At 72.0% G+C, this 25,631-nt stretch carries 26 protein-coding genes and 3 tRNA genes; 9 read left to right on the top strand and 20 right to left on the bottom strand.

The window, feature by feature from the left end; all coding sequences use genetic code 11:
- Nucleotides 1-27: 27 nt before the first annotated feature.
- The 5 genes from I7X39_RS23690 to I7X39_RS09660 form a co-directional block, all read right to left on the bottom strand.
- Nucleotides 28-903 (bottom strand): AraC family transcriptional regulator, encoded by an 876-nt coding sequence (locus I7X39_RS23690; protein WP_198110945.1) that lies wholly within the window; start codon nt 901-903, stop codon nt 28-30.
- A 1-nt stretch (nt 904) separates the two neighbouring features.
- Nucleotides 905-2,236, bottom strand: a complete 1,332-nt coding sequence (locus I7X39_RS09675) for a DUF1501 domain-containing protein (protein WP_198110944.1) — start codon at nt 2,234-2,236, stop codon at nt 905-907.
- Nucleotides 2,237-2,248: 12 nt separating this feature from the next.
- Nucleotides 2,249-4,450, bottom strand: a complete 2,202-nt coding sequence (locus tag I7X39_RS09670; RefSeq protein WP_198110943.1) for a DUF1800 domain-containing protein — start codon at nt 4,448-4,450, stop codon at nt 2,249-2,251.
- Nucleotides 4,451-4,652: 202 nt separating this feature from the next.
- Nucleotides 4,653-5,117 (bottom strand): tellurite resistance TerB family protein, encoded by a 465-nt coding sequence (locus tag I7X39_RS09665; protein ID WP_198110942.1) that lies wholly within the window; start codon nt 5,115-5,117, stop codon nt 4,653-4,655.
- 23 nt (nt 5,118-5,140) lie between these two features.
- Nucleotides 5,141-6,004, bottom strand: a complete 864-nt coding sequence (locus I7X39_RS09660) for an MBL fold metallo-hydrolase (RefSeq protein WP_198110941.1) — start codon at nt 6,002-6,004, stop codon at nt 5,141-5,143.
- Nucleotides 6,005-6,121: 117 nt separating this feature from the next.
- Here I7X39_RS09660 and I7X39_RS09655 point away from each other — a divergent pair, with 117 nt between their 5' ends.
- The 3 genes from I7X39_RS09655 to I7X39_RS09645 are packed head-to-tail and all read left to right on the top strand — an operon-like array spanning nt 6,122 to nt 9,141.
- Entirely contained in the window at nt 6,122-7,030 is a 909-nt protein-coding gene (locus I7X39_RS09655; protein ID WP_198110940.1) for a LysR family transcriptional regulator, read from the top strand.
- A 45-nt stretch (nt 7,031-7,075) separates the two neighbouring features.
- Nucleotides 7,076-8,671, top strand: a complete 1,596-nt coding sequence (locus I7X39_RS09650; RefSeq protein WP_198110939.1) for a tetratricopeptide repeat protein — start codon at nt 7,076-7,078, stop codon at nt 8,669-8,671.
- Entirely contained in the window at nt 8,668-9,141 is a 474-nt protein-coding gene (locus I7X39_RS09645) for a tetratricopeptide repeat protein (protein ID WP_198110938.1), read from the top strand. The genes I7X39_RS09650 and I7X39_RS09645 overlap by 4 nt, the downstream gene beginning before the upstream one ends.
- Before the next feature lie 11 nt (nt 9,142-9,152).
- Here the strand turns inward: I7X39_RS09645 and I7X39_RS09640 are convergent, their stop codons facing one another.
- Nucleotides 9,153-10,040 carry an HD-GYP domain-containing protein gene (locus I7X39_RS09640; protein ID WP_198110937.1) on the bottom strand — a complete coding sequence of 296 codons (888 nt, stop codon included), beginning with the start codon at nt 10,038-10,040 and terminating at the stop codon, nt 9,153-9,155.
- An 8-nt stretch (nt 10,041-10,048) separates the two neighbouring features.
- Nucleotides 10,049-10,390, bottom strand: a complete 342-nt coding sequence (locus tag I7X39_RS09635; RefSeq protein WP_198110936.1) for a hypothetical protein — start codon at nt 10,388-10,390, stop codon at nt 10,049-10,051.
- Between the two features lie 314 nt (nt 10,391-10,704).
- Between I7X39_RS09635 and I7X39_RS09630 the strand changes: the two genes are divergently transcribed.
- Both I7X39_RS09630 and I7X39_RS09625 read left to right on the top strand, forming a co-directional pair.
- Entirely contained in the window at nt 10,705-12,108 is a 1,404-nt protein-coding gene (locus tag I7X39_RS09630) for a nuclear transport factor 2 family protein (RefSeq protein WP_198110935.1), read from the top strand.
- Nucleotides 12,109-12,131: 23 nt separating this feature from the next.
- Nucleotides 12,132-12,944 (top strand): AraC family transcriptional regulator, encoded by an 813-nt coding sequence (locus I7X39_RS09625; protein WP_198110934.1) that lies wholly within the window; start codon nt 12,132-12,134, stop codon nt 12,942-12,944.
- Here the strand turns inward: I7X39_RS09625 and I7X39_RS09620 are convergent.
- Entirely contained in the window at nt 12,919-13,482 is a 564-nt protein-coding gene (locus tag I7X39_RS09620; RefSeq protein ID WP_198110983.1) for a LysE family translocator, read from the bottom strand. The genes I7X39_RS09625 and I7X39_RS09620 overlap by 26 nt on opposite strands.
- A 90-nt stretch (nt 13,483-13,572) precedes the next feature.
- Complete coding sequence (locus I7X39_RS09615) at nt 13,573-14,340, bottom strand: alpha/beta hydrolase (protein ID WP_198110933.1); 768 nt, start codon at nt 14,338-14,340, stop codon at nt 13,573-13,575.
- A 74-nt stretch (nt 14,341-14,414) separates the two neighbouring features.
- Here I7X39_RS09615 and I7X39_RS09610 point away from each other — a divergent pair, with 74 nt between their 5' ends.
- Nucleotides 14,415-15,350 (top strand): class I SAM-dependent methyltransferase, encoded by a 936-nt coding sequence (locus I7X39_RS09610; RefSeq protein ID WP_198110982.1) that lies wholly within the window; start codon nt 14,415-14,417, stop codon nt 15,348-15,350.
- 37 nt (nt 15,351-15,387) lie between these two features.
- Here the strand turns inward: I7X39_RS09610 and I7X39_RS09605 are convergent.
- From I7X39_RS09605 to I7X39_RS09570, 8 genes are all read right to left on the bottom strand, one after another.
- A tRNA-Thr gene (locus I7X39_RS09605) sits at nt 15,388-15,462 on the bottom strand.
- 13 nt (nt 15,463-15,475) lie between these two features.
- A tRNA-Gly gene (locus I7X39_RS09600) sits at nt 15,476-15,551 on the bottom strand.
- A 61-nt stretch (nt 15,552-15,612) separates the two neighbouring features.
- A tRNA-Phe gene (locus I7X39_RS09595) sits at nt 15,613-15,688 on the bottom strand.
- Nucleotides 15,689-15,761: 73 nt separating this feature from the next.
- Complete coding sequence (locus I7X39_RS09590) at nt 15,762-16,457, bottom strand: response regulator (RefSeq protein ID WP_198110932.1); 696 nt, start codon at nt 16,455-16,457, stop codon at nt 15,762-15,764.
- Nucleotides 16,458-16,464: 7 nt separating this feature from the next.
- Complete coding sequence (locus tag I7X39_RS09585) at nt 16,465-18,705, bottom strand: sensor histidine kinase (protein WP_198110931.1); 2,241 nt, start codon at nt 18,703-18,705, stop codon at nt 16,465-16,467.
- Entirely contained in the window at nt 18,702-19,229 is a 528-nt protein-coding gene (locus I7X39_RS09580; protein ID WP_198110930.1) for a DUF4390 domain-containing protein, read from the bottom strand. The genes I7X39_RS09585 and I7X39_RS09580 overlap by 4 nt, the downstream gene beginning before the upstream one ends.
- A 57-nt stretch (nt 19,230-19,286) precedes the next feature.
- Nucleotides 19,287-20,594, bottom strand: coding sequence for a 16S rRNA (cytosine(967)-C(5))-methyltransferase RsmB (gene rsmB, locus I7X39_RS09575; RefSeq protein WP_198110929.1), 1,308 nt, complete (start codon nt 20,592-20,594; stop codon nt 19,287-19,289).
- A 21-nt stretch (nt 20,595-20,615) separates the two neighbouring features.
- Nucleotides 20,616-21,206 (bottom strand): NAD(P)H-dependent oxidoreductase, encoded by a 591-nt coding sequence (locus tag I7X39_RS09570; RefSeq protein WP_198110928.1) that lies wholly within the window; start codon nt 21,204-21,206, stop codon nt 20,616-20,618.
- Nucleotides 21,207-21,281: 75 nt separating this feature from the next.
- On the opposite strand from I7X39_RS09570, the gene folE reads away from it, so the two are divergent.
- Nucleotides 21,282-21,998, top strand: coding sequence for a GTP cyclohydrolase I (gene folE, locus I7X39_RS09565; protein ID WP_198110927.1), 717 nt, complete (start codon nt 21,282-21,284; stop codon nt 21,996-21,998).
- A 3-nt stretch (nt 21,999-22,001) separates the two neighbouring features.
- Nucleotides 22,002-22,418, top strand: a complete 417-nt coding sequence (locus I7X39_RS09560; RefSeq protein WP_198110926.1) for a BLUF domain-containing protein — start codon at nt 22,002-22,004, stop codon at nt 22,416-22,418.
- Between the two features lie 4 nt (nt 22,419-22,422).
- On the opposite strand, the gene I7X39_RS09555 is transcribed toward I7X39_RS09560, so the two are convergent.
- Genes I7X39_RS09555 through queC form a run of 3 tightly spaced genes read right to left on the bottom strand, consistent with a single transcriptional unit; the run spans nt 22,423 to nt 23,899 of the window.
- Nucleotides 22,423-22,659: a hypothetical protein gene (locus I7X39_RS09555; RefSeq protein WP_198110925.1), complete on the bottom strand. Its 237-nt coding sequence runs from the start codon at nt 22,657-22,659 to the stop codon at nt 22,423-22,425.
- Nucleotides 22,659-23,192 (bottom strand): LemA family protein, encoded by a 534-nt coding sequence (locus tag I7X39_RS09550; protein WP_198110924.1) that lies wholly within the window; start codon nt 23,190-23,192, stop codon nt 22,659-22,661. The genes I7X39_RS09555 and I7X39_RS09550 overlap by 1 nt, the downstream gene beginning before the upstream one ends.
- A complete protein-coding gene (gene queC / locus I7X39_RS09545) occupies nt 23,192-23,899 on the bottom strand; it encodes a 7-cyano-7-deazaguanine synthase QueC (RefSeq protein ID WP_198110923.1) in 708 nt (235 codons plus the stop codon). Before queC ends, I7X39_RS09550 begins: the two co-directional genes overlap by 1 nt.
- A 50-nt stretch (nt 23,900-23,949) precedes the next feature.
- On the opposite strand from queC, the gene I7X39_RS09540 reads away from it, so the two are divergent.
- The gene (locus tag I7X39_RS09540; protein WP_198110922.1) at nt 23,950-25,512 is read left to right on the top strand and encodes a DUF4139 domain-containing protein; all 1,563 of its coding nucleotides are present in this window, start codon (nt 23,950-23,952) and stop codon (nt 25,510-25,512) included.
- The last annotated feature ends 119 nt before the right edge of the window (nt 25,513-25,631 follow it).

Genomic DNA, 25,631 nt, shown 5'->3' with positions numbered 1-25,631 from the left:
CGAGAAGGTCCACCGCCTGTGTGCTGTTCACGCCGCGGCGCGCGCTCCGGGCGTGCTGAGGCCGGGCTGCAACAGGGGCTCCTGGATCCAGGGCCGGGGGTCGCTGCGCTGCAGCAGCTCGCGCAGGGATTGCGGGCTGCTGCCCGTCAGCGCACGCAGCTCACGCGCCATGTGCGCGCCGTCGCAGTAGCCGCTGGCCTGGGCGATCTGCTCCAACTGCGCCAGCGCCCCCTGGGCGGGCTGACCGGGCTGGTGCAGCAGGCGCAGGCAGTGCTGCATGCGCAGCACGCGCAGCAGGGGCTTGGGGCTGAGGCCTTGCAGGGCCTGCACGCGGCGCTGCAGCTGGCGCGCGCTGCAGCCCAGTTGGGCGGCCCAGCTCATCACGTCGAAGCCGGCCCAGTCGCGCACGGTCTGGGGCCAAAGCGGCGCCACGCTCAGGCCCTGCAGACGCTCCAGCAGCCATTGCTCCAGGCGCCAGACCTGCTGAGCCGGGCTGTCGCCGGGGTGGATCAGGCGCAGCAGGGCCTGGGTTTCGGCGGCGCCCAGCAGCGCTTCGGCCGGCACGCGGGCTTCGAGCGCGGGGGCGCGCAGCGGCCCCAGCCAGGCGCCCAGCACGCCGGGCTGGAACAGCACGGTGGTGACGACCGGCTCGCCGCGGTAGCGGCGCAGGCCGGGGCGCAGGCGCGGGCCGCAGAACTCGGCCCGGCCCACCGCCGCGCCGCTGTGGCCGTCCAGCAGCGTGCCCTCGCTGACGAGCGAGAGCGCGCCGCGCCACTGCGCCGGAAAGCGCTGCAGCGCCGGCAGGGGCGCCGCCTGCGCGCAGGGCCGGCGCAGTGCGAAGGCGTGCACGAAGGGCGCCAGCGCCGGGGCCGGCGCCAGCAGAAGCACGCGACTGCCGATCACCTCAGGCGGCCATGAAGCCCAGGTCTTGTGGGGTGAAGGCCGCCAAGTTCGGGAAGGCCGTGGCCAGGGCCGTGGCGTCCGCCCCGAACCAGCGCGCCAGCGTGGCGCCGAACTGCTCCAGCGAGGTGCTGGGGATCAGCGCGCCGCGGCCGTTGGCGTCGTCCGCCCCGCCCAGCGCCGGGTAGGGGAAGCGGCCGTAGACCTGGCCGCCGCGCACCGCGCCGCCCAGCATCAGCAGGTGGTTGCCCCAGCCGTGGTCCGAACCCGAGCCGCTGGGCTGCAGGGTGCGCCCGAACTCGCTCTGCGTGAAGCTGGTGACCTGGTTGGCCGTGCCCAGCTCCTGCATCGCCAGGTGGAAGGCGGCCAGGCCTTCGGCGAGCTGGCGCTGCAGGTCCCAGAAGGTCCAGCTCTGCGCCGAGTGGGTGTCGAAGCCGCCAAGCTGGCAGAAGAACACCTGGCGGCGCATGCCCACCGTGTTGCGCAGCGCGATGACGCGCGCCACCTGGCGCAGCTGGCGGCCGAGATTCGTGCCGGGGAACACGGTGTTGACGGTGGCACTGCCGCTGCTGCGCAGCAGGCCGTTGAGGGTGATGGCGTCGCGCCGCACCTGGTTGGCGGCCTGCACCAGGCGCACGCCGCCGTCCAGCATCAGGATCTCGTTCAGCGCCTGGCGGCGGGCGTTGGCGGCGCTGTCGGGCCACACCGCCATGCCGCTCATGTCGAGGTTGTTGTCGGGCAGCAGGCTGGCGCTCTGCACCTGGGCGCCAGTGGCGAACAGCGCATTGCCGGAGATGGACACGGCCGCCGGGAAGCGCGAGCTGCCGTTGCGGCTGTTGACCGCATCGGCCACGCGCCCGCCCCAGCCGGTGCCGCCGCCGTTGGCGTTGCCGGCCTGGGCGATGACCATCTGGTCGGAGTGCGAGTAAAGATTGCTGGGCAGGGGCACGCTGCCGGCCAGGATCTGCGCCCGCGTGGTGGGTGCCGCCAGCGGGCCCACATTGGCCACCGCCGCCAGCTGGCCCTGGGCCCACAGCGGGTGGATGGCCTGCAGGCCGGAGTGCAGCGCGAACGCGCCCTGCGGGCTGTTGACGGGCAGCAGGGTGGCGCTGTTGTCCGGCAGGGCCAGCGCGCCACGCGCCAGGCGGTAGGCGGCGTGCGCGGCGGTCTCCATGGGGATGAGGACGTTGTGGCCGTCGCAGCCGCCGGCCAGGTAGACGCAGACGAGCGCCTTGTAGTCGGTCTGCGTCTGTGCTCGCGCCGTGGGCAGGGCACCGGCGGCGGTGAGCGCGCAAGCGGCGCGCAGCAGGGAGCGGCGGGTGGTGGTGGGTTTCATGGCCGTTGCTCCTTAATGCTGAACAGCGTGCTGGCCCGAGAGCAGCGTGAGGTAGAGGGCGGTGAGCACGCGCTGCTGCGCGTCCGGCTGGGCGTTGATGGCATTGGCCAGGCTCTGGCGCATGGCCTGGGGCATGCGGCCCCACAGAAGGTTTTGGTCCACCGCGTCCACCAAGGCGGTGGTGTTGCCGGCCACGGCCTGGTAGGGGGTGAGATCGATGCGCCAGTTCGCGCCCGGTTGCACCAGCATCTGCCACAGCAGGTTGCCGCGCAGCGTGGCCTCGGTGGGCGTGTAGATCTGGAACTCGGGGGCGCTCAGCGTGGTTTGCGGCAGGCGGAACAGCGGGGAGTAGAAGCCGAACACCGAGGGCGGCGTGAGCGGCTCCTGCGCCATCAGGCTGAGTTCCCAGGTGACGGCATTGGTGGGCAGGAAGCCGCCACCCAGCGCACGCGCGGTGGCCGCCACATGCTGGATCGGGTCGCGCAGGCGGCCGTCGTTCAGGCCCGCCAGGTCGTTGCGCGCCTCGGGGTCCACCAGGATGGCGCGCACGGTGGCGCGCAGGTCGCCGCGGATGCCGCTGCCGTTGTTGTTGAACACGGTCGCGACACGGCGCACGTAGTCCGGGCTGGGGTTGCTCTTGACGAGCTGGCGGATCAGGCGCTGGGCCACGAAGGGGCCGGTGTTCGGGTGGTTGAACACGCAGTCCAGCGTGGCGCGCAGGTCGGCGTCAGCGCCCTGGCCGGCGGGCAGCACGCAGCCCAGGAAGCGCTTCTCGCGCGGGTCGTGGTTGATCTCGCGCAGCACCAGCGGGCCGCTGAAGTTCTCCCAGTTGTTGGTGCCGCTGCCCTGGTAGGTCCAACCCGTGAGCGCCAGCGCCACCTGCTGGATGGTGGCCTGGTCGTAGGTGGGCAGGGGCCGGCCATTGGCATCCAGCTGGGGCGTGCCGTCCGGATTCAAGCGCACCAGGCCGATGGAGAACAGTTGCAGCAGCTCGCGCGCGAAATTCTCGTTCGCGGCGGAGCCGTTCATGGGCTTGTTGCTGTTGGCCAGGTCCAGGTACTTGCCCATCTGCGGGCTGCGCGTCACCTGCTCCAGCAGCTGGCGGTAGTTGCCGAAAGCGTGGGCACTGAGCGTGCGCAGATGCGGCACCACCTCATCCGGGTAGATGTTCTTGTTGAAGCTGATGACCAGCAACTGGGCCAGCGCATAGGCGACGCGCTGGCGCAGCTGATCGGGCGCCTCGGTGAGGCGGTGCAGATAGCCCTGGGCGACGACGCGGCGGTCGCTGCCCGTGGTCACCGGGGTCTCGGGGGTCAGGAACTGCTCGTTCAGCCAGGCCTCGACGCCGAGCTGGCGCACGCGTGCCACGCTGCTGGGGCTGGGGCCGAAGGCGGCCTGATCAAGCAAGCGAGCGGCAGCCAGGTTGGGGGTGCCGGTGCCGGGCGGGATCGGGGCCGGGGCGGGCGGCGGTGCCGGCGTGGGTGCGGGAGCCGGCGGCGGCGCCGGGGTGGGAGAGGGCGCGGGGGACGGTGACGGGGAAGGTGATGGAGAAGGCGAAGGAGCCGGCGCCGCCGCCGTGAAGCTCACGCGCACGATGTCCGAGCCGATGCTGCCGGGCCCGAGCGCGAGCACCTGCACGGTCTGGCTGGTGCCGGCCCAGCTGGCCGGCGCGGTGCCGGTGGCCATGATCTGCGTGGCCGAGAGCCGCGTGGTGGAGGCCGGCATGCCAGCCACCAGCACCTTCACGTCGGTGCCGAAGGCGGCGCCGTTCAGGGTCAGGCTGTAGGCCCCCACCGGCACGCTGGTGGGGCGAGTGCTCCACAGGCGCGGCTGCACTTGCGTCACGGTGATGTTGGCGCTGCCCACCTTGTCCGGATAGGCGGTGCTGCGCGCGGTGACGGCCACGATATTGCTGGGCTGCGGCACCACGGCCGGCGCGGTGTACAGGCCGCTGCTGCTGACCGTGCCCAGCGTGCTGTTGCCGCCTGGGATGCCGTTCACCGCCCAGACCACGCTGTTGGGCGAGAGCGGCACATAGGCGGTGAGCTGGCGCGAGCCGCTGATGGGCAGGCTGACGCTGCTGTAAACGGTGATGGTCTGCGCGCTGGCCGGCAGGCTCAGGCTGCCCAGCAGGAGGCCGGCGGCGGTCCAGCGCAGCACCCGGCCGCGCACGGGCGGCGGCGGGGGCGGAAGAAGTAACGAGTTGTTGGCCATGGGATTGCTCCGCGCCACCGCGGACGGGTGGGCATGGCCAGGGTTCTGCAAGCGATGTGCCAGCCCCCCCTTCCCAGGTGCGGCGGGCCGGGCCGGGCGCCGGACTGACAGCCCTGGTCAGCGCGGGTGACGCCCGCTGTCAGGCCGCACGCAACTTGCTGTCCGGTTTCTACAAGCGCCCGCCCGAGCCTGTTACGGCCGCTTACAGCCGCGGGGCGGCAGCGGCCTGGGCACGCAGCTTGGCGGCCATCGAGTCCGCGTGCTTCACGTGCAGCAGGTCCGCCACCCGCCACAGCACATGGCGCTCGTGCGCGGCCAGCTCGCCATCGGCAAAGGCCACCGCCCACATCGCCTCCACCACACGCAGCTTGGCGACCTCGTCCAGATGCTGGTTCAGCAGGGTGGTGAACTGGTGCAGGTCGGTGGCGTCCTGGGCCACGCCTTCGGCGTGGCCCAGCAGGGTGTCGACCTCCTCGGCGCTGAGGGCGAACTTGGCCTGCAGCGCGCGCAGCGCGGCGGCGCGCTCGGCGGCGCCGATGCCGGCCTCGGCCCGCATCACCTCCACCAGCAGCACGGCGGTGGCCAGCTCCAGCGTGTGGGGGTCGGGGGCGGCGGGGCCTGGGGTGTCGAACAGGGATCCGAACAGGTCTTTGAGGGTGCGCAGCATGGGCGAATGATCGCCCGCCCTGCTCACCACTTCATCTCGCCCTTGTTGACCTTGGCGCCGATCTCCAGCGCGATGCCCAGACCGGCCTGCGGGTAGGCGGTGCGCAGGCGCTCGATCAGCGAGGCGCTGTTCGCGGCCTGCGGCAGCTCCGTCTCGAAGCGGGCCAGATAGTCCTGGCTCCAGCGGATCGCCGTCAGGTCCTGCGCCTGGCCCGGCAGGCTGTGGCCGGGAATGACGCGCTGCGGCTGCAGCGCCGCCATCTGCGCCAGCTTCTGCGCCCAGGCGGCGCGCTCGGCGGGGGTTTGCGTGTCGGCCGTCCACAAGTGCAGACCAGCAAACACATTGACGCCACCGGCGATGGTCTTGAGCGAAGGGATCCAGACATAGCTGCGCAGCGGCAGCCCGTCGTCCAGGCCGCGCAGCTCCAGGCGCTCGCCTTCGAGCTCGATGACATCGCCCGCCAGTGCCTCGGGCAGCGGCACGGATTGCGGGGCATTGGCGCCCAGACGCGGGCCCCAGACCTGCAGCTTGGTGGCCAGCGTGGCCTCGATCTTCTGGCGCGTGGCGGCCGTGCTCACCAGCCGCGCCTGCGGGAACTGCTGCTGCAGCAGCGCGGCGCCGAAGTAGAAGTCGGGGTCGGCCTGGCTGATGTAGATGGTCTTGAGCTGCTTGCCGCTGTCCAGCACCAGGGCGGCAATGCGCAGCGCGTCGGCGCGGGTGAAGCCGGTGTCCAGCAGCACGGCCTCCTTCTCGCCGCTCACCAGCACCGCATTGGCGTGGAAGCTACCGGCCGGCGCGTTGTAGACCTGTAGCTGCAGGGGTTGGGCCGCGGCGGCCACGCTGAGGCTGGAGGCGAGCGCGCTGGTGATCAGGGTTTTGGCTTGCATGGCGATGAGGGCATGAGGGGTGTCGATGGGCTGAACTCTAGAAGTTCGCATCGCGCAAATAAACCGCACGCCATGCGATGCTTTGTTGCGTCAATCGACGCAATGAAAAGGAAGCGCATGGACCGCCATACCGCCGTTCAGGTCTTCGTCGAGGTGGTGGACCGCGGCAGCCTGAGCGCCGCGGCCGAGGCGCTGGAGATGTCGCGCGCCATGGTCAGCCGCTACCTGGAAAGCCTGGAGCGTGAACTCGGCGTGCGCCTGCTGCAGCGCACCACCCGCCGCCTGAGCCTGACGGATGCCGGCGAGCAGGCCCTGCCGCGCTGCCGCCAGCTGCTGCAGCTGCGCACCGAGCTGCACGAACAGCTGGGCCAGCAAGCCGCACGCAGCCAGCCGCGCGGGCGCCTGCGCATCAGCTGCAGCACCTCCTTCGCCATCGCCCAGCTGGGGCCCGCGCTGGCGGACTTTCTGCAGCAGCACCCGCAGGTGCAGGTGGAGCTGCTGGCGGCCGACCGCACCGTGCACCTGGTGGAGGAGCGCATCGACCTGGCGCTGCGCATCAGCAACCGCCTGGACGAAGGCCTGGTGGCGCGCCGCCTGGCCACCTGCCGCTCGGTGCTGTGCGCCAGCCCGGCCTATCTGCGGCAGGCCGGTGCCCCTGCCGAGCCGGCCGAGCTGCGCCTGCACCGCTGCATCAGCCACGCCAACCTGAACCGCGGGGAGTACCGGCTGCTGCACGAGGGCCGGCTGCTGCGCGTGCCCATCAGCGGCCCGCTGCAGAGCAATGAGGCCGGCGCCACCCTGCAGGCGGTGCTGGGCGGCCTGGGCATCGCCATGCTGCCCACCTACCTGGTGGGCGAGCTGCTGGCGCAGGGGCGGCTGCAGGCCGTGCTGCCGGCCTGGGAGCCCGAGCCCCTGGGCCTGCATGCGGTGATGGCCTCGCGCCAGCACCCGCCGCAGCTGCTGCGCCTGATGGTGGATTACCTGGCCGCGCGCTTTGCCGGAGAGCCCTGGGACCCCCTCCCCTGAAAGGGCGCGCAAGCGCAGAATCGGCCGGCTCAGCAGGAGGCCCCCATGTCCTTCAAGCCCCTGGCGCTTGCCGCCACCCTGTCGCTCACCCTGACCGGCCCGGCCGGCGCGCATGAAGCCGAAGCCGGCGGGGGTCAGCTCGGCAAGGTGCAGTTCGCCAACTCCTGCAGCCCCGCGGTGCAGGCCGAGCTGCAGCGCGGCCTGGCGATGCTGCATTCCTTCTGGTACTCGGCCGGCGAGAAGACCTTCCGCCAGGTGCTGGCCCAGGACCCCGGCTGCACCGTGGCGCGCTTCGGCCTGGCCGCCCTGCTGATGAACAACCCGCTGGCCGGCCAGGGCGCCTCGCCCAAGGCCGCCGAGGCCGCGCAGGCCCTGATCGACGAGGGCCGCCGCCTGGGCGCCAGGAGCGAGCGCGAGCTCGGCTACCTGGAGGCCGTGGCCGCCTACTACGCCGACTTCGCCAACCGCCCCGAGCGCGCCCGCCAGCTCACGCGCGCACAGGCCTTCGAGGCCCTGGCGGCGAAGTACCCCGAGGACGATGAGGCGCAGATCTTTGCCGCGCTCTACATCGCCGGCACGCAGTCGCAGGCCGACCAGAGCTATGCCGCCTACCTCAAGGCCGCCGGCCTGCTGGAAAGGCTGTTCGCCAAGTACCCCGAGCACCCCGGCGTGGCGCACTACCTGATCCACAGCTACGACGCCCCGCCGATCGCGCACCTGGGCCTGCCCGCGGCGCGGCGCTACTCCGCCATCGCGCCCGATTCGGCCCATGCGCTGCACATGCCCTCGCACATCTTCACGCGCGTCGGGGCCTGGTCGGATTCGGTGGCGCTGAACCGGCGCTCGGCCGCGGCGGCCAAGAAGGACAGCAGCACCGTGGACGCCTTCCATGCCGCCGACTACCTCGTCTACGCCGAGCTGCAGCTGGGCCGCGACCAGGCCGCGCGCCAGGTGCTGACCGAGTTCCAGAGCGCCGGCGGCGCGCAGCTGCCGCAGTTTGCCGGCCCCTATGCCGCCGTGGCCATGCCGGCCCGCCTGGCGCTGGAGCGTGGCGACTGGGCCGCCGCCGCCCAGCTGCCCGTGCAGGGCACGGCCTTTGCGCACACCGAGGCCATCACCCACTTCGCGCGCGCCCTGGGTGCCGCGCGCAGCGGCGATGCCGTGGCCGCCGAGGCCGCGGCCCAGCGCCTGCAGGCCTTGCACAAGAGCCTGCAGGAGGCCAAGCAGGGCTACTGGGCCACCGAGGTGGAGGTGCAGCGCATTGCGGTGGCGGCCTGGATCGCCCAGGCGAAGGGGCAGGCCGACGAGGCCCTGCGCCTGATGCGCGCCGCCGCCGACCTGGAAGACCGCAACGAGAAGCACATCGTCACCCCCGGCCGCGTGGTGCCGGCGCGCGAACTGCTGGGCGAGCTGCTGCTGGCGCAGCAGCAGCCGGCGGCAGCGCTGCAGGCGTTCGAGCAATCCCAGCGCCGCGAACCCAACCGCCTGCGCGGCTTCGCCGGCGCCGCCGCCGCGGCCGAGGCCGCCGGCCTGCCCGCCAAGGCCGCCGAGCACCATGCCCGGCTGATCGAGCTGACCCGGAACGCCGACACCGCGCTGCCCGAGGTGGCACGCGCCAAAGCCTTCCTGGCCAAGCAATGAGCCCGCGGCGCCTGGTCTTGCTGGCAGGCTGCGCCCTGCTGACCCGCCCACTGGCTGCCGCGCCCTCCGAAGATGGCGCCGAAGAGGCCCTGGCCGCCGACCCCGACTACGCCGCGGCCAGCGCCGCCCTCAAGGCCCAGGACTTCGCCCGCGCCCTGCCCTTGCTGGAGGCGGCGCTCAAGCGCTTCCCCGATTCCGCCCAGCTGCACAACGACCTGGGCTACAGCCACCGCAAGCTTGGCCAGCTGCCCCCCGCCTTTGCGCACTACAAGCGCGCCCTGGCCCTTGACCCGCGCCACCGCGGCGCGCACGAGTACATCGGCGAGGCCTACCTGATGGTGGGCGATGTGGCCAGCGCCGAGCAGCACCTGGAGGCGCTGCGCGCGATCTGCGTGCTCGGCTGCGAGGAATTGCAGGAGCTGCAGGCGGCGATTGCCGCACACCGCCGGCGCGCGGCAGCGCGGCCCTGAGCGGCGGCCCCTCAGACCACCAGCACCTCGGTCCACTCGGCCACCAGGGCCGTGATCTGCGCGCGGTCCAGGGTCGGCTCCAGCTCCTCGGCCGGCGCGGCCTCGCCGGTGGGCACCGGCTCCAGGCCCAGCGGGCCTTCGTCCCAGCGGATGCGGGCCTCGCACACCGGGCAGCCCTGGTGCGAGCCGGCGCGCGTGTCCCGGTGGCGGATCAGGGTCGGGCCACAGCGCAGGCAGTGCTGCAGGGGGATGCCCGCGTCGCTGTGGCCGACGATGGCGTCGAACGCCCCGGCGTGGCCCAAGCGCAGGAACCGGGCGCCGAGCTCGGCGTCGAACTGGCGGCCCAGCCCGGCCTCGATCCGGTCCAGCGCCTCGGCCACCGCCATGCCGGCGCGGTAGGGGCGCGTGCTCGTCATGGCGTCAAAGGCATCGCAAAGCCCGACCAGCCGCGCATCGGCAGGGATCTGCGCGCCCGCCAGGCCCGAGGGATAGCCGCGGCCATCGGGCGTCTCGTGGTGGTGGTGGATGACGCCCACCACCAGCTCGGCCAGCGGGTGCCCGCCCAGCATGCGCGCGCCCACGCCCGGGTGCGTCTTGATGGTGGCGTACTCGGCCGGCGTCAGCGGCCCGGGCTTGCGCAGGATCGCATCCGGGATGCCGACCTTGCCCAGGTCGTGCAGGAAGCCCGCCATGGCGATGCGGCCGGCCTCGCGTGCGTCCGCGCCGCTGGCGCTCGCCAGCGCATGCGCCAGCCGTGCCACCCGCCACAGATGCCCGCCGGTGTAGAGGTCGCGCGCCTCGACCATCCAGGCCGCCACCAGCAGGCTGTCCAGCAAGGCGCGGCGGTGCTCGGTCAGCTGCGTGCGCAGCGCCTGCAGCGTGTCCGGAGCGTTCGTCATCGCGCGGCTCAGGCCGTCTTGCTGACGATCAGGTTGCAGACCTGCTCGTGCAGGTCCTGCAGATCCTGCGGCGCCTGCGAGAAGTTCATCTTCTGGTCCATGCGCACACGCGCGGCGGCCAGCGCCTGCTTCGTCGGGCGGTCCCAGCTGGGCCCGAGCAGGCCCTTCATGATGACGGTGGCGTGCTGCTCGGTCTGCTCGTCGCTGAGCGGCTTGCCCAGCAACTGGGCACCGCGCTTCAGGGTCTCGCCGTGGATGGTGACGAAGCAGCCGAGCATGGCGTCACGCGCCTCGGTGGGGCTGATGGGCGCGTCGGAGCGGGCCTTGGCGAGCATGGTCTTGATGTGCATGGAAGTCTTTCTGGCGCAGAGGCGTGACGAAGCCACCCGCACCGGCCGCCTCTCGCGCCGGTGGAGCAGTGGAAGGTTTCTGGAAGGGGCGGGCTCAGCCCGGCCGGGCGGCGCGCCGTGCGGCCGCTGCATGCAAGCGGCGGGCAGGGCGGAAGGCAGGGTTGAAGCTGGCGCGGCGCATGGGTGGGTGGAGCAGGTGCGGTGGGATGGCAGGCAGTGTCTTTGCTGCACCGGCAAAGCGGAATCGCCGGCCGATCCAACACAGCATTGCGCGCCGCGGAATAAAGCGCCCCGTCGTCCGTGCCGCCCAGTCCGTGCTTCGTCGCCTGGCAGCCCTGCGCCGGCCGCTGCGCGTGCAGCATGCGCGCCTTCCCCTCCCCTCCACCGTCACCATGCGCCTGCTGCCCACCCTGCTGCTCCTGCTCGCCCTGCCCGCGCGCGCGCTGACCCTGGAGCCCCTGCCCCTGACCGAGGCCCCCGACGAGCAGGCCTACAACTACCAGGAGCAGGGCGAGCTGCGCGTCTGGGCGCGCTCGCAGACCGGCTTCAAGGCCTCGCGCATCTGGCTGCAGCGCCGGGTCGAGGGCCGTTGGCAAGCGCCCGAGCCCTGGGTGCATGGCGATCCGCGCTGGCGCGATTCCGACCCCTTCCTCAGCAGCGACGGCCGCCAGCTGCTCTTCATTTCCGACCGCCCCGAGGCCGGCACCGCGCCGCTCAGGCACCTGGACCTGTTCGAGAGCCGCGTGCAGGAGGACGGCCGCTGGAGCCCGCCGCGCCGCCTGCCCGATACCCTGCAGAGCGCGGGCTACGAGCTCGGCCCCGAGCGCCATGGCGGCACGCTCTGGTTCGGTTCCTACCGCGCCCAGGGCCAGGCCGGCGGGCCCGGCAAGCTGGCCCTGTTCCGCGCCCCGGCCGATGGCAGCGCCGCCCCGCAGGCCCTGCCCGCACCGCTGAACGACGGCGGCGCCAACGGCGACCCCACTCTCAGCCCCGATGGCCGCTACCTGCTGTGGTGGAGCGCGCGCAGCGGCGATGGCGACCTCTATCTGGCCGAACGCCTGGGTGAGGACCGCTGGGGCGCCCCGCTGCGCCTGCCCGAGCCGGTGAACAGCGCACAGGGCTTCGAGTTCACGCCCTGGATCAGCGCCGACGGCGAGTGGCTGCACTTCGCCAGCACGCGGCCCGTGGAGGGCCAGCCGGCCGGCCTGGCCCGCGTGTACCGCGTGCGCTGGCCGGAGCTGCTGCGCGAGCTGGGGCCAGCCGCCCAGGCCGCCAGCCAGGCCGAACTGAACCAGGCCAACAGCGACTTCTGGCGCGCGCTCTCGCATGGCGCCCAGCAGGCCTCGGACACCGCCACGCTGCGCCGGCTGCTGCATCCGCAGGCCCAGGTCTGGGGCGCGCTGGCGCGCGAGCGCGGCACGGTGGCGGTGCAGCTCAGCGGGGCCGACTTCCTGCAGGCCATGAGCCGCCCCGAACCCCGCCCGCTGCAGGAATGCGAGCTGGCGCGCGAGCTGCGCCGCTACGGCGCCACGGCCCAGGTCTACAGCCGCGTGCGCAGCGACCGCGAGGCCGGCAGCCCGCCCTACACGGGCGTCAACAGCCTGCAGTGGCAGCTCGGCCCGCAGGGCTGGCAGCTGCTCTCGCTGCAGTTCGCGCTGGACCTGCCGGGCGAGCCGCTGCCCGCGGCCGGCGAATGCCTGGGGCCAGGCACGCCTTGACGGCGCCCGGCCAGAATCGGCCCATGCCCCAGCGCTTCTGGGCCCACCCGGCCCTGCCCTTTCTGCAGCTGCGTGCCACTGACGACGGTCGCTCGCTCTGCTACGACCTGCACAGCCACGCGGAGTTCTCGGTCGGGCTGATCGAGTCTGGCCACAGCCTCTTCCGCCATGGCCGGGAGGAAGAGCCGGTCGGCCCGGGTGACCTCGTGCTGATGAACCCCGGCCTGCTGCACGCCTGCCGCGCGCGCGACGAGGCCCAGCCCTGGGCCTACACCATGCTCTATGTGGAGCCGGGCTGGCTGGCCGGCCTGCAGCAGGGGCATGGGCAATTTCACCCCCTGGCTGCCGCCGTGCTGCGCGAACCCGCGCTGAGCCAGTCCTTCCGGGCCCTGGTGCAGGCCCTGGAGGGCCCGGCCCCCGAGGCTTGCGCCCCCCTGTGCGAGGACTTCTTCCGGGCCCTGTGCGCGGCAGCGGGTACCGGCCCTGGCGCGGCGCCCGACCCGCGCCTGCAGGCCGCTATCACGCTGATGCAGGCCCGCCACGACGAGCCCCTGAGTCTGGCCGACTTCGCCGCCGCTGCCGGGCTCTCGGTCAACCAGCTGACACGCCTGTTCCGCACGCATACCGGCCTCACGCCACACGCCTACCTGAACGATGTGCGCGTGCGCGCCAGCCGCGCCCTGCTGCGCCAGGGCGAGCTGCCGCTGGCCGAGGTGGCTGCGGCCACCGGCTTTGCCGATCAGGCGCATTGGCAACGCCACTACCGCCGCCAGCACGCCAGCACCCCGGGCGCCTACCGGCGCGGCCTGTTCAGCGCCAAAGCGCGAGCGCGCTGAGCAGCAGCAGGAGCGCCAGCACACGATTGAGCCGGCGCAGGCCCGCGCCACCGCGCACCCGCCCGCCCAGGCAGGCGCCGGCCAGGCCCCAGCAAGCCATCGAGGCCAGACAGACCACGGCGTAGATGGCGGTGAATTGCAGCACCCGGTCCAGTTCGCCACCGCCCGCAAACAAGCCCGTGCCGGCCAGCGCGGCCAGCCAGGCCTTGGGGTTCAGCCACTGCGCCGCGGCGGCCAGCCAGGCCCCGGCGCGCTCGCCCCGGGCCGGCCCCAGTTCGCCCGCATCCCGCGCCAGCTGCCAGGCCATCCAGAGCAGAAAGGCCAAGCCGGCCCAGTGCAGGGCCTCGTTCAGCAAGGGCCAGCGCGCCCAGGCCGACTGCAGGCCCAGGCCCGCCAGCAGCAGCAGGGCGGTGAAGCCCAGGGTCGCGCCCCAGGCCACGCGCAGCCCGGCGGGCCAGCCGTGCAGGGCACCGGCGCGCAGGGTCAACAGGTTCACGGGACCGGGTGAGATGGAGGCGGCCAGCGCAAAGCCGGCCATGGCGAGTTCGTGGTGCGGGATCAAGGCTGCGACTCCGTGAAGGGACGGCGTGCAGGCTAGGGAGCGCGGGCTTGCGTGTATTGAACGGAATCACCGCCGGCGCGTATCCGTCATCCGCTCGGCAAACCAGGCCAGTGCTTCTGGCAGAGCGTCGATGCTGGGGGCATGGCCGCCGTCGACGGTCCGCAGGCGCAGCTGCCGGAAGCCTTGTTCGCGCAGCGCGGCCTCGACGGCACGGTGCTGGCGCGGCGTGGCCACCGCATCGGCGCGGCCGCTCTGCAGCACGATGGGCAGCTGGCGGTAGCGCCCATCCAGCACCTCCAGGCTGCGCGCCGCGGGGCTTACCTGGTCTTCATTGACGCCGGACAGGAACAGGCCGGTGACGGGCTCGCCCTCGCGAACCAGCAGGGCAGCCAGCCAGCTGGCGTACTTGGCCCCGCCCGAGAAGCCGGCCAGCGCCAGGCCAGCGCGGCCCAGCTGGGCCTGCCGCTGCCGGGCCGCCGCCAGGGCGGCCTGCAGAAGCTGCCAGCGCAGCGCCAAGGTGTCATGCGCGCTCGGCACCGGCGGGTCCGGGTCCACCGCCAACAGCGCCCAGCCGGCGGCCAGGGCCGCGGGCTGGTAGACGGCCATCAAGGCCCGGCTCGACTGGTAACCGGCATCCGAGGTGGTGCTCACGATCAGCAGCGGCGCCCGCTCCGTACAACTGGATGGCAGGGCCAGCGCCACTTCCGCCGCTTGCGGTCCGGGCGCCGGCAGCTCGATGCGCAGCGCCTGTCGCGTGGGCGCGGCGCAATCCGGCGCGCCGCGGGCGGCACCGGCGAGCACCAGCAGCGCGACAAGAAGGGCTCGGTGGGGCATGCGGGTTGACAGGCCAGGGGAGCCGCCATCATCGGCCCGGCGCGGCGCATGGCAGACACTGCGGCCCGATGACGATCGCCCCCCTGCTCCAGGCTCTGGCGGCACTGCAACTGCCGCCTCAAGCCACCCGCCTCTTCCACGGCCGTGGCGGCCGATACCCCGGCTGCGAACACCTGACGCTGGACTGGTACCCGCCCTGCTTCCTGCTGACCAGCTTCGAGCAGGCGCTCAGCGAGGCCGAGCTGGCCGCCGTCCACGTCGCCCTGGCCGCGCGCTACGCCGAACTGGCGCCTGGCCAGGCCTTGAACTGGCTTTATCAGGGCCGCGAAGTGGGCGGCGAGAAGCGCCCGACCACGCGCCTGATGGCCGGCGCGGTGCCCGAGCCCCATGTCGTGCCCGAGGACGGTGCGCAGTACCTGGTGCATCTGCCGCGCGGTCAGAACCATGGCCTGTTCCTGGACATGGCGGCCGGCCGCCAGCATGTGCGCGCCTTCTGCGCCGCCCGGCCGGGGGCCAAGGTGCTGAACCTGTTTGCCTACAGCTGCGCCTTTTCGGTGGCGGCGCTGCAGGGCGGGGCGGCGCAGGTGGTGAATGTGGACATGAGCCCCGGCGCCCTGGCCCTGGGCCGACGCAATCACGAGCTCAACGGCCTGCCCAAGGGCGCAGCCAGCTTCCTGGCGCATGACCTGTTCAAGAGCTGGGGCAAGCTGACCCGCGGCGGCCCCTACGAGCTGGTGATTGCCGATCCGCCCAGCTACCAGAAGGGCAGCTTCGTGGCCACCAAGGACTACGCGCGTTTGGCGCGCCGCCTGCCCGAACTGCTGGCGCCGGGCGGCGAGGCCCTGGTGTGCCTGAACACGCCCAAGCTCGGCCCCGAGTGGCTGCAGCAGCTGATGGCGGAGCAGGCGCCCACGCTGCAGTTCATGCAGCGCCTGCCCAACCCACTGGCCTTTGCCGACGTGGACGAGACGCGCGCGCTCAAGGTGCTGGTGTACCGCGCACCGGGCTGAAACAGGGGGGGTGTTGGGGCGTTGGGGGCTGGGCCGGTGGTGCCCATGGCGGGAATCGGACCCGCGACCTCTCCCTTACCAAGGGAGTGCTCTACCACTGAGCCACATGGGCGGCCTGAGCCATTTGGAGCGGGAAACGAGGCTCGAACTCGCGACCTCAACCTTGGCAAGGTTGCGCTCTACCAACTGAGCTATTCCCGCAGTGCTGGCCGGCTGACGCCGGTCAAGCAAAGGCCCGTCGGGAGACGGACCTTTTGGTATTTGGTGGCCAAGGGCGGAATCGAACCACCGACACGCGGATTTTCAATCCGCTGCTCTACCAACTGAGCTACTTGGCCTTTTTGTTCTTCTTGCTAACTTCCCCAGGGTTGCCCCTGGAAAGCCTGCGACTATAGCACAGCTTTTTCAGAATCAGGCCGTGCGCTTGTTGCGGCTGATGTCCACACCCAGCTGCTTGAGCTTGCGGTACAGGTGGGTGCGCTCCAGCCCGGTCTTCTCGGCCACCCGGGTCATCGAGCCGTTTTCCTTGGCCAGATGGAACTCGAAGTAGCTCTTCTCGAAGGCGTCGCGCGCCTCGCGCAGCGGGCGGTCGAGGTGGAAGAGCTGCTCGGGCGCCGGGCCGCTGTGCGCGCTCAGGCCGACATGGCTGCTGAGCGGCGCCAGGGCCGGCATGGGGGCGGCGAAGACGGTGTCGGTACCGCGGGCCCAGCTGGGCATGGGCGGCGGCGCAGGCGGGCGCGGCGCGTTGCGGGCCAGCGCCTGCTCCACCGCGCGCAGCAGCTTCTGCAGCGTGATGGGCTTTTCCAGGAAGGCGATGGCGCCATGCTTAGTGGCTTCGACCGCCGTGTCGATGGTGCCGTGCCCGCTCATCATGATGACGGGCATGGTCAGCAGGCCGGCGCCGCTCCATTCCTTCAGCAGGGTGATGCCGTCGACGTCGGGCATCCAGATGTCGAGCAGGATCAGATCGGGCCGCAGTCGCTCGCGCGCCGCGCGCGCCGCGGCCGCGTTCTCCGCCAGTTCGACGGTGTGGCCTTCATCGGAGAGGATCTCCGACAGCAGGCCGCGAATGCCCAGTTCATCGTCAACAACAAGAATGGTGGCCATGCAGGAATCAGCCGGCTGCGGCGTTGCCGCCGGCCAGGTTGGCGAAGGTCAGGGAAACCACAGCGCCCTGGGGCGGGCCGCCGGGATCGTTGGAAGCGGAAGCGAGATTGCTCAATCGGATGCGGGCTCCGTGCTCGTCAGCGATCTTCTTGACCACCGCCAGGCCCAGGCCCGTGCCTTTGCTCTTTGTTGTCACATAGGGTTCGAAGGCGCGGGTCAGAACCTGCTCGGCAAAGCCGGGGCCGTTGTCGCTCAGGCTTAGACGCAAAGCGCGCACCGAACCATCGTCATGGCGCAATTGTTTCGTATTTACAACGACGCGCCCATCCGGGCGTTCACTCACCGCGTCGAGGGCGTTTTGCACCAGGTTGTGGATGACCTGGCGCAGTTGGGAGGCGTCGCCCATCAGCGCCGGCAGGCCGGTTTCGAGCTCCGCCACCAGGCGGCCGGACTCGACCGCATCGGGGTACAGGCCCATCACCTCGCGAATCAGGCCGTTCAGATTCAGCGGGGCGAGCTGGGCGGCGGGCAGGCGCGCGTAGTCGCGGAACTCGTTGACCAGCTGCTTCATCGCCTGCACCTGGTTGACGATGGTGGCCACGGCGCGCGCCAGCATGGCGCGGTCGCTCTCCTCGCTCAGCTTGGCCTCCAGCTTGTGCTGCAGGCGCTCGGCCGAGAGCTGGATGGGCGTGAGCGGGTTCTTGATCTCGTGCGCCACGCGCCGCGCCACCTCGCCCCAGGCGGCGCTGCGCTGGGCGGAGACGACCTCGGAGATGTCGTCGAACACCAGCAGCCAGTCGCCCTGGGGCAGTTGGGCGCCGCGCAGCAGCAGGGTGATGGGCAGGGCGGCGGCGCGCAGGCGCAGCTCCAGCGTGGCCTGCCAGAAGTCTTCGTCGTCGTCGGCCAGGCCGGCAAAGCGCGGCCAGAGCTGCTCGTCCAGGGCCTGCAGATCCTCGGGCAGGGCTTCGTGCTCGGGCAGCTCGTGCTCCAGGATGGCGGCGGCGCCCGGGTTGGCGCGCAGCACGCGGTGCTGGCGGTCGAACACGATAACGCCGGCGGTCAGGTTGTCCAGGATGGTCTGCAGCTCGCCGCGCGCGGCATCCAGCGCGCGCACGCTGCGCTCGGCCTCGGCCCGGGCGGCGCCGAGCTGGTCGGTCATGTCGGCGAAGGCGCGCGTCAGGCCGCCCAGTTCGTCACGCGAACCGAGCACCGGCTTGCGGCCCAGATCGCCGGCGGCCACCTGGCGCATGCCGTCGGCCAGCAGCAGCAGGGGCTTGGCAAGGTGGTTGCCCAGCTGGATGGCCAGCAGCATGGCCACGAACACCGCCAGCACCAGCACCAGAGTCAGGGTGCCCAGGTACATCTTGCGCAGGCCCTCACGCTCCAGGCCGCGGCGCTGGTACTCCACATTCGCCTCCTGCACCGCCAGGGCGTTGCGGATCACCGCCTTGGGCGGGCGACGCTCGACCAGCAGGTAGCGGTCGGCGTCCACCAGGCTGAGCGTGGCCGGCATGCGCACCAGCACGCGGATCAGGGCCTCGCCGCGCAGCGCGGCGGCCTCGTCGTCCAGGCCTTCCAGGCGCGCCACCAGGCCGCGCTCGGTGGCCTGACGCAGCAGGCTGGCGGGCAGGCGCTCGCGCGCCAGCGAGGCCTCGGGCGGCGTGGCCTCGTCCACCACTTCGCCGCGCGCGTTCAGCAGGGCCACGCGCTGGGCGTCCCATTGCTCGCGCAGGCGCGCCAGCGCCAACGTGGCGGCCGCGCCGCCGGGCTCAGCCAGGCGGCGCGCGCCCTGGCGGGCGAGCTGGCTCAGGTCCTGCACCTGGGCGTCCAACGTGGCGCGGCCCAGGTCGAGGCCGGCTTCCAGCGCGCTGGCCAGGCGCACGTCGAACAGGCTTTCGATGGAGCGGTTCACGAAGGAATAGGACACCGCATAGATCAGCGCCCCCGGCCCGACCGCCACGGCGGCGAACACCAGGGCCAGGCGGCCAAGCAGGTGGCCGCCGAAGCGGCCACGCCGCACCCGCCAGACCAGGCGCAGCGCCGCGCCCAGGGCCACCAAGCCGAGCAGGGCGCCAACGCCCAGGTTCAGCCAGTACAGCCAGGCCTGGTGCCGCTCGATGAAACCGCTGGGCGTGGTGGCACCGATGGAGAGCAGGTAGGCCAGCACGCCGCTGGCGGCCGCCACGGTCAGCAGGCTCAGCGTCCAGGCCCAGCGCCCGAGCCGGCTGGAACCCTGCACCTCCGTCATGAGGCCAGACCCAGCTCCGCCGGGTGCACCGGGCGCTCGCTGCGCACGCCCCATTCCGCCTCGCTGCCCAGGCCGATCTGCAAGGGCGCAGGCAGCTGGCGGGTGTCCAGCCGCAGGCTGAAGCTCAGCAGGTAGCTGGCGCCGGGGTCAGGTTCCTCGCGCAGCTCGATCGCCCAGGCGCTGGCGCGGCGCAGGGCGGTCAGGGCCTCGCTGAGGGTTTCGTAGCTCTGGTGCAGGCCGCCGGTGGAGAGCCGGTACTGGCGCGTGAGCGCCTGGTAGCTCAGGCGCCACTGGCGCTCGGCGCGGGCCAGCGTGGCGTCGCGCCAGTACCAGCGCTTGCGCGCCACGCGGGCCTCGGCCACGAAGTACAGCGGCACGCCCTTGTGCAGGGCGTCCTCGGCGGCGCGCGGCAGTTCCAGGCGCACGCTGTACGCCAGGCGCAGGCCGTCTTCGGCGCGGCTGAGCTGCAGCTGATCCAGGCTGGCGCTCGCCTGCGCCCAGGCCAGGGCGGGCAGGAGCAGCATCAGGACAACGGTAACCAGGGCGCGCAGGGGCACGTCGGCGGGGCGGAAGCGGGGGAGTCAGCTGCGCAGGAGCAGGGCGTAGAAAAAGCCGTCACTGGGGACGGCCCAGGCATTGTCCGGCAGGCCCAGCAGGTGGCCGGTGCGGCCGGGCAGATCCAAGCGCCGCGCCTGCGGCTGGCGTTGCAAAAAGGCCGCTATCTGGTGTTCACCCTCGGTCTTGAACAGCGAACAGGTGGCGTAGAGCAGGCGGCCACCGGGTTTGAGCAGGGGCCAGAGCGCGTCCAGCAGCTGGCCTTGCGTCTGGGCCAGGGCTGCGACGTCGCTCTCGCGGCGCAGCCAGCGCACATCGGGGTGGCGGCGGTTGATGCCGGAGGCCGAGCAGGGGGCGTCGAGCAGGATGGCGTCGAAGGGCTGGCCGTCCCACCACTTCGGCACCTGGCGCGCATCGGCGGCCTGGGTGCGGGCCTGCAGGCCCAGGCGCTTGAGGGTGGCGTCGACCTTGCGCAGGCGCTGCGCGTCGGCGTCCAGGGCCAGCAGGTCCAGTTCCGCCAGTTCCAGCAGATGGGCGGTCTTGCCGCCGGGCGCCGCGCAGGCGTCCAGCACGCGCGCGCCGGCAGGCAGGGGCGGCAGGCTGCCGGCGCCATCCAACAGCAGGGGGGCGGCCAGCTGGGCGGCACCGTCCTGCACCGAGGCGGCGCCCTCGGCAAAGCCGGGAAGGCGCTGCACCGGGCAGGGCGGTTCGACCACCAGGCCATCGGGGGTCAGCGCACTCAGGGGGCGGGACTGCAGGCCGGCGTCCGTCAGGCGCTGCGCATAGGCGGCGGCATCGCCCTGGCGGCGGTTGACGCGCAGCGCCAGCGGCGGCGGCTGCTGGGCGGCCTGCAGCAGGGCCTGCCAGTGCTCGGGCCAGTCGCGCTTCAAGGTGGCAATCCACCATTGCGGATGCTCGTGCTGCACCTCGGGCTGGCTGGCCACGCGATCGAGCAGCGCGCCCTGCTCGCGCTGGAAGCGCCGCAGCACGGCATTGACCAGCGCCGCCTGGCCCGGCACGGCGCGCTTGCAGGCCTGCACGGCCTGGTTCACCAGGGTGTGCGCGGGGTAGGCCTCGGCGCCGGGCAGCAGTTGGGTGAGCGCCGCGCGCAGCAGGCCTTCCACCACCGGCTGGGGCGGGCGCGGCAGCATGTGGCGCACCAGCGCCCCCACGCGGGCGTGAGCGCGCACGGCGGCAAAGGCCAGGGCCTGGGTGCCGGCACGCAGGGGGTCGGGGCAGGCGTCCAGCGCCTCGGTCAGGCTGCGCCCGGCCTTCAGCGCGGCCAGGGCGCGGGCGGTTTCGAGCAGGAGCTGGTGCAGGGGCGCGGCTTGCATCGCGCCAGTGTAGGGAGGGGCCTATTCGGCATTGCCGCCCAGGCGCTCCATCTTGGCCACCCAATCGGCCACGCCGGCCTCGCCAAGCTGCTCCACGCCACCGATCAGGGTCTCGCGCACCGGGGCGATGCCCACGAAGCCGAGGATGTTGCGCTCCAGGGACTTGACGCTGTGGGCGCGGAACACGAAGCGGTACACCAGAGCCGGCATGCCCATGGTGACGACGATGCGCGCCGAGCGCCCGCCCAGGGCCTTGGCCGTGAGCGGGTTGGCCACGTTCTTGTGGAAGGCGATGCCGGGCCGCGCCAGCTGTTCCAGAAAGCCCTTCAGCAGGGCCGGCATGTCGCCCAGCCAGAGCGGGAACATCAGCACCAGGTGGTTGCACCAGAGCAGGGTGTCGCGCGCACCCTCCAGGCCGGGCGGCAGCGCGCCGTCCTTCCAGTCCTCGGCGCGACGCAGCAGGGGGAAGTCGAGCGCGCTGACGTCGATGGTGCGCAGCTCATGGCCGGCGGCCGCGGCCCCGGCGGCGTAGGCGGCGGCCAGGCGGTGGCAGAGGTGGTGCTGCGTCCCATCAGGGTGGCCCTGCACCAGGGCAATGCGGCGGGTGTCCATAAAGCCCATGCTGCGTCGCCGGGTGCCTGGGCGCCTTGCGCACCGTCAAGCCGGCGCGCCGCCACAATGGTCGGCATGAATACCTCCACCCAGCCGCCGGCCGCACCCGACGCCGACGCCCCGGCCAGCGAACGCATCCGCTACCGGCTGGTGTCTGCCGGCTGCCGCCACCACGCCAACGACAACATCGCCGACTTCATCCAGCCCGGCGAGCTCGACGAGCTGCAGGCCGAGGTGCAGGCCAAGCTGCAGGAGGTGCTGAAGGCGCTGGTGATCGACACCGAGAGCGACCACAACACCCAGGACACCGCCAAGCGCGTGGCCAAGATGTTCGTGCGCGAGGTGTTCGCCGGCCGCTACAAGCACGCCCCGGCCGTCACCGAGTTCCCCAACGTCGAGCGCCTGAACGAGCTGATGATCGTCGGCCCCATCAAGGTGCGCAGCGCCTGCTCGCACCACCTCTGCCCCATCCTGGGCCGGGTGTGGATCGGCCTGCTGCCGAACGAGCACTCCAACCTGATCGGCCTGTCCAAGTACGTGCGCCTGACCGACTGGATCATGAGCCGCCCGCAGATCCAGGAAGAGGCCGTGACCATGCTGGCCAACGAACTGCAGGAACGCGTGCAGCCCGATGGGCTGGGCATCGTGATGGAGGCCGACCACTTCTGCATGCACTGGCGCGGCGTCAAGGACAGCGACTCCAAGATGGTCAACAGCGTGATGCGCGGCGCCTTCCTGAAGGACCCGAACCTGCGCCGCGAGTTCCTCTCGCTGCTTTCGAACAAGGGGTAAGCCATGCTCGTCCGACTGATCTACGCCAGCCGCACCCAGGCCAGCGAGGCCGAGCTGGCCACCATCCTGCGCCAGAGCCGCGCGCACAACGTGCCCCTGGGCGTGACCGGCCTGCTCTGCCACGCCGACGACTGGTTCGTGCAGGTGCTCGAAGGCGGCCGCAGCGCCGTGAACGGGCTTTACAACACCATCGTGCGCGACCCGCGCCACCGCGAGGTGACGCTGCTGGCCTACAGCGAAATCACCGAGCGCCGCTTTGCCGGCTGGAGCATGGGCCAGGTCAACCTGGCACGCCTGAACCCGGCCCTGGTGCTGAAGTACGCGCCGACCACCCGGCTTGATCCCTTCGAGCTGAACGGCAGCACGCTGGAGCGATTGTTCGAGGAGCTCATCGCCACCGGGGCGATCGTCTGCAGCTGATCTCTCAGCGCTGATTGCGCGGGTGAGCGGCCGCCAGGCTTTCGTTGCCGCGCTTGTAGTTGCCCGTCACCCGCGCCAGCAGCTGCTGGGCGGCCTCCTCGTCACAGCCGGCCAGGTCTTCCAGCAGCGCCGCGGCCTTGGGGCCGCGCAGGGTGCTGGCCAGGCGGCCGTGGTGGAAGACCTGCAGGCTGCCGTCCTTGGCCTGGCGCCAGTCAAAGCCGCTGGGATCGTTCATGGGCATCAGAACTTCCCGGCGTCATGAAAGCCGTACAGGCCGGCCAGCACGCGCGTGGGCAGCGGGGCCACGGCCTCGTTGAAGAGATCGACGCGGGTGTTGAAGAGCTGCTTGCCGAACTCGCGCTGCTGGCGCGCCAGCTTCAGGCCGGCGATCAGCTCGTCGCGCTCGGCGTCTTCGTCGTGCACATGGTGCTCGATCAGAGCCTGCACGCGCTGCAGCGCGGCGGCCTGCAGGGCCTGGGTGACGGCGAGCTGAGCCACCGGTTCAGCCGCGTAGGGCCGCGCCTTCACCAGCTGCACGGCGTTCTGCAAATCGTGGCTGTGCGTGCGCAGGGTGTCGAAGGCGGCGGCCTCCTGCGGCAGCCAGATCGGCCCCAACTCGGCCAGGCGCAGGCCCAGGCGGGCCAGCTCGGCCAGCGGCGCTTCCAGCTGCGCCCAGGAAGAGCTGATGGCATTGCGCAGGCGCATCAGGCGGTTGTAGGCGCCGATGCCCCAGAGCAGCAGCACCGCGCCCAGGATCCAGGCGGCAATCTCCATCACACGCCCTGCTGGTAGGCGGCGTGTCCGGCGGCGCGCAGCTCGCAGGCCGGGCAGTGGCCGCAGCCATAACCCCATTCGTGGCGCGGGCCGCGCTCGCCCAGGTAGCAAGTGTGGGTGTGCTCGCGGATCAGCTCGTTCAGCGCCGCACCGCCCAGCTGCTCGCTCAAGGCCCAGGTGTCGGCCTTGGTCAGGAACATCAGCGGGGTCTCGACCGTCATCGGCGTGGCCAGGCCGAGCGAGAGCGCCAGCTGCTGGGCCTTCAAGGTGTTGTCGCGGCAGTCGGGGTAGCCGGAGTAGTCGGTCTCGCACATCCCGCCCACCAGCACCGAAGCACTGCGCCGGTAGGCCACGGTGCCGGCCAGGGTCAGGAAGAGCAGGTTGCGGCCGGGCACGAAGGTGTTGGGCAGGCCGTTGGCCTGCAGCTCGATGGCGCGCTCGCTCGTCAGTGCCGTGTCGCTGAGCTGGCCAAGCAAGGCCAGGTCGAGCAAATGGTCCTCGCCCAGGCGCGGCGCCCATTGCGGGAACTGGCGGGCGATCTCGGCGCGCACGGTCAGGCGGCAATCCAGCTCGATGCGATGGCGCTGGCGGTAGTCGAAGCCGATGGTTTCAACGCGCGCGAAGCGGCTCAGGGCCCAGGCCAGGCAGACGGTGGAATCCTGGCCGCCGGAGAACAGCACCAGGGCGGTGCGGGGGTCGGTGTGCATCGCGCCAGTTTGCCAGCGTGCCAAGATCGCCGCCCATTGGAGGAATGACGATGAAGCCACTCGGTTTGGGCATCCTGGCCCTGATGCTGGCCAGCCACGCGAGCGCCCAGGGGCGCCTGGTGCAGGCCCTGGTCTACCCCGGCGGCGCGGAGCTGACGCGCGTGGCCGCCGTCAAGGCCGGCGCGCAGGAGTTCGTGTGGGATTGCCTGCCCGCCGGCGTGCAGACCGAGACCTTGCGCGCCCAGGGCAGCACCGGCCTGCGCGTGGGCGATCTGCGCGTGGAGAACCTGCCGCGCGAACGCGCCCCCGAATGCAGCGCCAACCCGGGACTGGACGCACGCATCCGCACGCTGGAGGAACAGCGCGCCGCGCTGCTGGCCGACAAGGGCGGACTGGACCTGGTGCTGCACTACCTGCGCGGCGCCGGCCAGGGCGAGGCCAAGGCGCCCGCCGGTCCCCAGGCGGCCATGGCCGAACACCTGCGCCGCCAGGGCAGCGAGGCTTTGAAGCAGCAGGCCGCGCTGCAGCGCAAGGTCGAGGACCTGGACCGCGACCTCAAGCCCCTGCGCGCCCAGCGCGACCAGGAGGCGCAGCGCGTGCCGCATTGGCTGCGCGCCACGGTGCGCCTGAGCGCCGCGCGCGACGGCGAACTCAGCCTGAGCTACCAGACGTCCCAGGCCAGCTGGGCGCCGCGCTACCAGGCCGATCTGCTGGCCGACAGGGGCGAGATCGCCTTCGAACGCCATGCCGAGGTGCGCCAATCCACCGGCGAGGCCTGGCGCGACATCCAGCTGGTGCTGAGCACCCGCCAGCCGCAGCGCCAGGCCGGCCTGCCCGACCCGCAGCCCTGGGTGCTCAGCGTGCTCGAACCGCCCCAAGGCATAGCCATGTCCCGCGCGATGGCCGCGCCGGCCCCAGCGGCCGCCCCGCAGGCGATGGCACTGAGCGGCAGTCGCGCCAAGGAGGACCACTTCGAAGTGGTGGCCGAGCAAACCGACATCGACCTGCAATTCACCCTGCCCGGCCGCGTCAGCCTCGCCGCCGACAACGAATCGCGCAGCTTCACGCTGGAACAGCTGCGCTGGCCGGCGCAATGGCTGGTTCAGGTGCAGCCGCGCCAGAGCGCGCAGGCCTTCGTGCGCGCCAGCTTCGCGCGCCCGCAGGGCTTCTTCCCGCCCGGTCGCCTGTTGCTGCTGCGCGATGGTCGCCCGGTCGGCCAGGACCACTTCGCCCTGAACGACGAAGCCGAGCAGCAACTCTTCTTCGGCCCCGAGGAGCGCCTGCGCGTGCGCGTGGAGCCCGAGCAGCGCGCCGGCAGCGACGCCGGCTTCATCGGCCCGCGCAAGCAGATCACCCTGCAGCGCCGCTATGTGCTGGAAAACCGCGCCGACCGCGGCCTGGCCGTGCAGGTGGTGGAAGCCGCGCCGCACAGCCAGCATGCCGACATCAAGGTGCAAAGCCGCTTCGAACCGCCCACCGCGCTGGCGCGCTGGCGCGAGCTGGACGGCGTGCATCTGTGGCGCCTGACCCTGGGCCCGGGCCAGAGCCAGGTGCTGAAGGCCGAGCACCAGCTCAGCGCGCCGCGCGAGATGCCGGTAGCGGGGTGGCCCTGAGCCGCGGGCAACAGCGCGTCGACAGGGCCTTTCACCCGTGATGGGCTCCGAGCGTCTTGGCACTGGCAGCTTCAAGATTCACGGAGCACCGAAGCGCGTCCGAACAGAAGCCTCGTGGA

The sequence above is a fragment of the Inhella proteolytica genome (genome assembly GCF_016093275.1).
In the GTDB taxonomy this organism is placed as follows: Bacteria; Pseudomonadota; Gammaproteobacteria; order Burkholderiales; family Burkholderiaceae_C; genus Inhella; species Inhella proteolytica.
This window is presented reverse-complemented; position numbering and strand designations above follow the sequence as displayed.

Bases quoted from the DNA above. Each gene is read 5' to 3' on its own strand.
- I7X39_RS09675 (WP_198110944.1), bottom strand. From the start codon at position 2,236: ATGAAACCCACCACCACCCGCCGCTCCCTGCTGCGCGCCGCTTGCGCG.
- I7X39_RS09670 (WP_198110943.1), bottom strand. From the start codon at position 4,450: ATGGCCAACAACTCGTTACTTCTTCCGCCCCCGCCGCCGCCCGTGCGC.
- I7X39_RS09665 (WP_198110942.1), bottom strand. From the start codon at position 5,117: ATGCTGCGCACCCTCAAAGACCTGTTCGGATCCCTGTTCGACACCCCA.
- I7X39_RS09660 (WP_198110941.1), bottom strand. From the start codon at position 6,004: ATGCAAGCCAAAACCCTGATCACCAGCGCGCTCGCCTCCAGCCTCAGC.
- I7X39_RS09655 (WP_198110940.1), top strand. From the start codon at position 6,122: ATGGACCGCCATACCGCCGTTCAGGTCTTCGTCGAGGTGGTGGACCGC.
- I7X39_RS09650 (WP_198110939.1), top strand. From the start codon at position 7,076: ATGTCCTTCAAGCCCCTGGCGCTTGCCGCCACCCTGTCGCTCACCCTG.
- I7X39_RS09645 (WP_198110938.1), top strand. From the start codon at position 8,668: ATGAGCCCGCGGCGCCTGGTCTTGCTGGCAGGCTGCGCCCTGCTGACC.
- I7X39_RS09640 (WP_198110937.1), bottom strand. From the start codon at position 10,040: ATGACGAACGCTCCGGACACGCTGCAGGCGCTGCGCACGCAGCTGACC.
- I7X39_RS09635 (WP_198110936.1), bottom strand. From the start codon at position 10,390: ATGCACATCAAGACCATGCTCGCCAAGGCCCGCTCCGACGCGCCCATC.
- I7X39_RS09625 (WP_198110934.1), top strand. From the start codon at position 12,132: ATGCCCCAGCGCTTCTGGGCCCACCCGGCCCTGCCCTTTCTGCAGCTG.
- I7X39_RS09620 (WP_198110983.1), bottom strand. From the start codon at position 13,482: ATGGCCGGCTTTGCGCTGGCCGCCTCCATCTCACCCGGTCCCGTGAAC.
- I7X39_RS09615 (WP_198110933.1), bottom strand. From the start codon at position 14,340: ATGCCCCACCGAGCCCTTCTTGTCGCGCTGCTGGTGCTCGCCGGTGCC.
- I7X39_RS09590 (WP_198110932.1), bottom strand. From the start codon at position 16,457: ATGGCCACCATTCTTGTTGTTGACGATGAACTGGGCATTCGCGGCCTG.
- I7X39_RS09585 (WP_198110931.1), bottom strand. From the start codon at position 18,705: ATGACGGAGGTGCAGGGTTCCAGCCGGCTCGGGCGCTGGGCCTGGACG.
- I7X39_RS09580 (WP_198110930.1), bottom strand. From the start codon at position 19,229: ATGCTGCTCCTGCCCGCCCTGGCCTGGGCGCAGGCGAGCGCCAGCCTG.
- rsmB (WP_198110929.1), bottom strand. From the start codon at position 20,594: ATGCAAGCCGCGCCCCTGCACCAGCTCCTGCTCGAAACCGCCCGCGCC.
- I7X39_RS09570 (WP_198110928.1), bottom strand. From the start codon at position 21,206: ATGGACACCCGCCGCATTGCCCTGGTGCAGGGCCACCCTGATGGGACG.
- folE (WP_198110927.1), top strand. From the start codon at position 21,282: ATGAATACCTCCACCCAGCCGCCGGCCGCACCCGACGCCGACGCCCCG.
- I7X39_RS09560 (WP_198110926.1), top strand. From the start codon at position 22,002: ATGCTCGTCCGACTGATCTACGCCAGCCGCACCCAGGCCAGCGAGGCC.
- I7X39_RS09555 (WP_198110925.1), bottom strand. From the start codon at position 22,659: ATGCCCATGAACGATCCCAGCGGCTTTGACTGGCGCCAGGCCAAGGAC.
- I7X39_RS09550 (WP_198110924.1), bottom strand. From the start codon at position 23,192: ATGGAGATTGCCGCCTGGATCCTGGGCGCGGTGCTGCTGCTCTGGGGC.
- queC (WP_198110923.1), bottom strand. From the start codon at position 23,899: ATGCACACCGACCCCCGCACCGCCCTGGTGCTGTTCTCCGGCGGCCAG.
- I7X39_RS09540 (WP_198110922.1), top strand. From the start codon at position 23,950: ATGAAGCCACTCGGTTTGGGCATCCTGGCCCTGATGCTGGCCAGCCAC.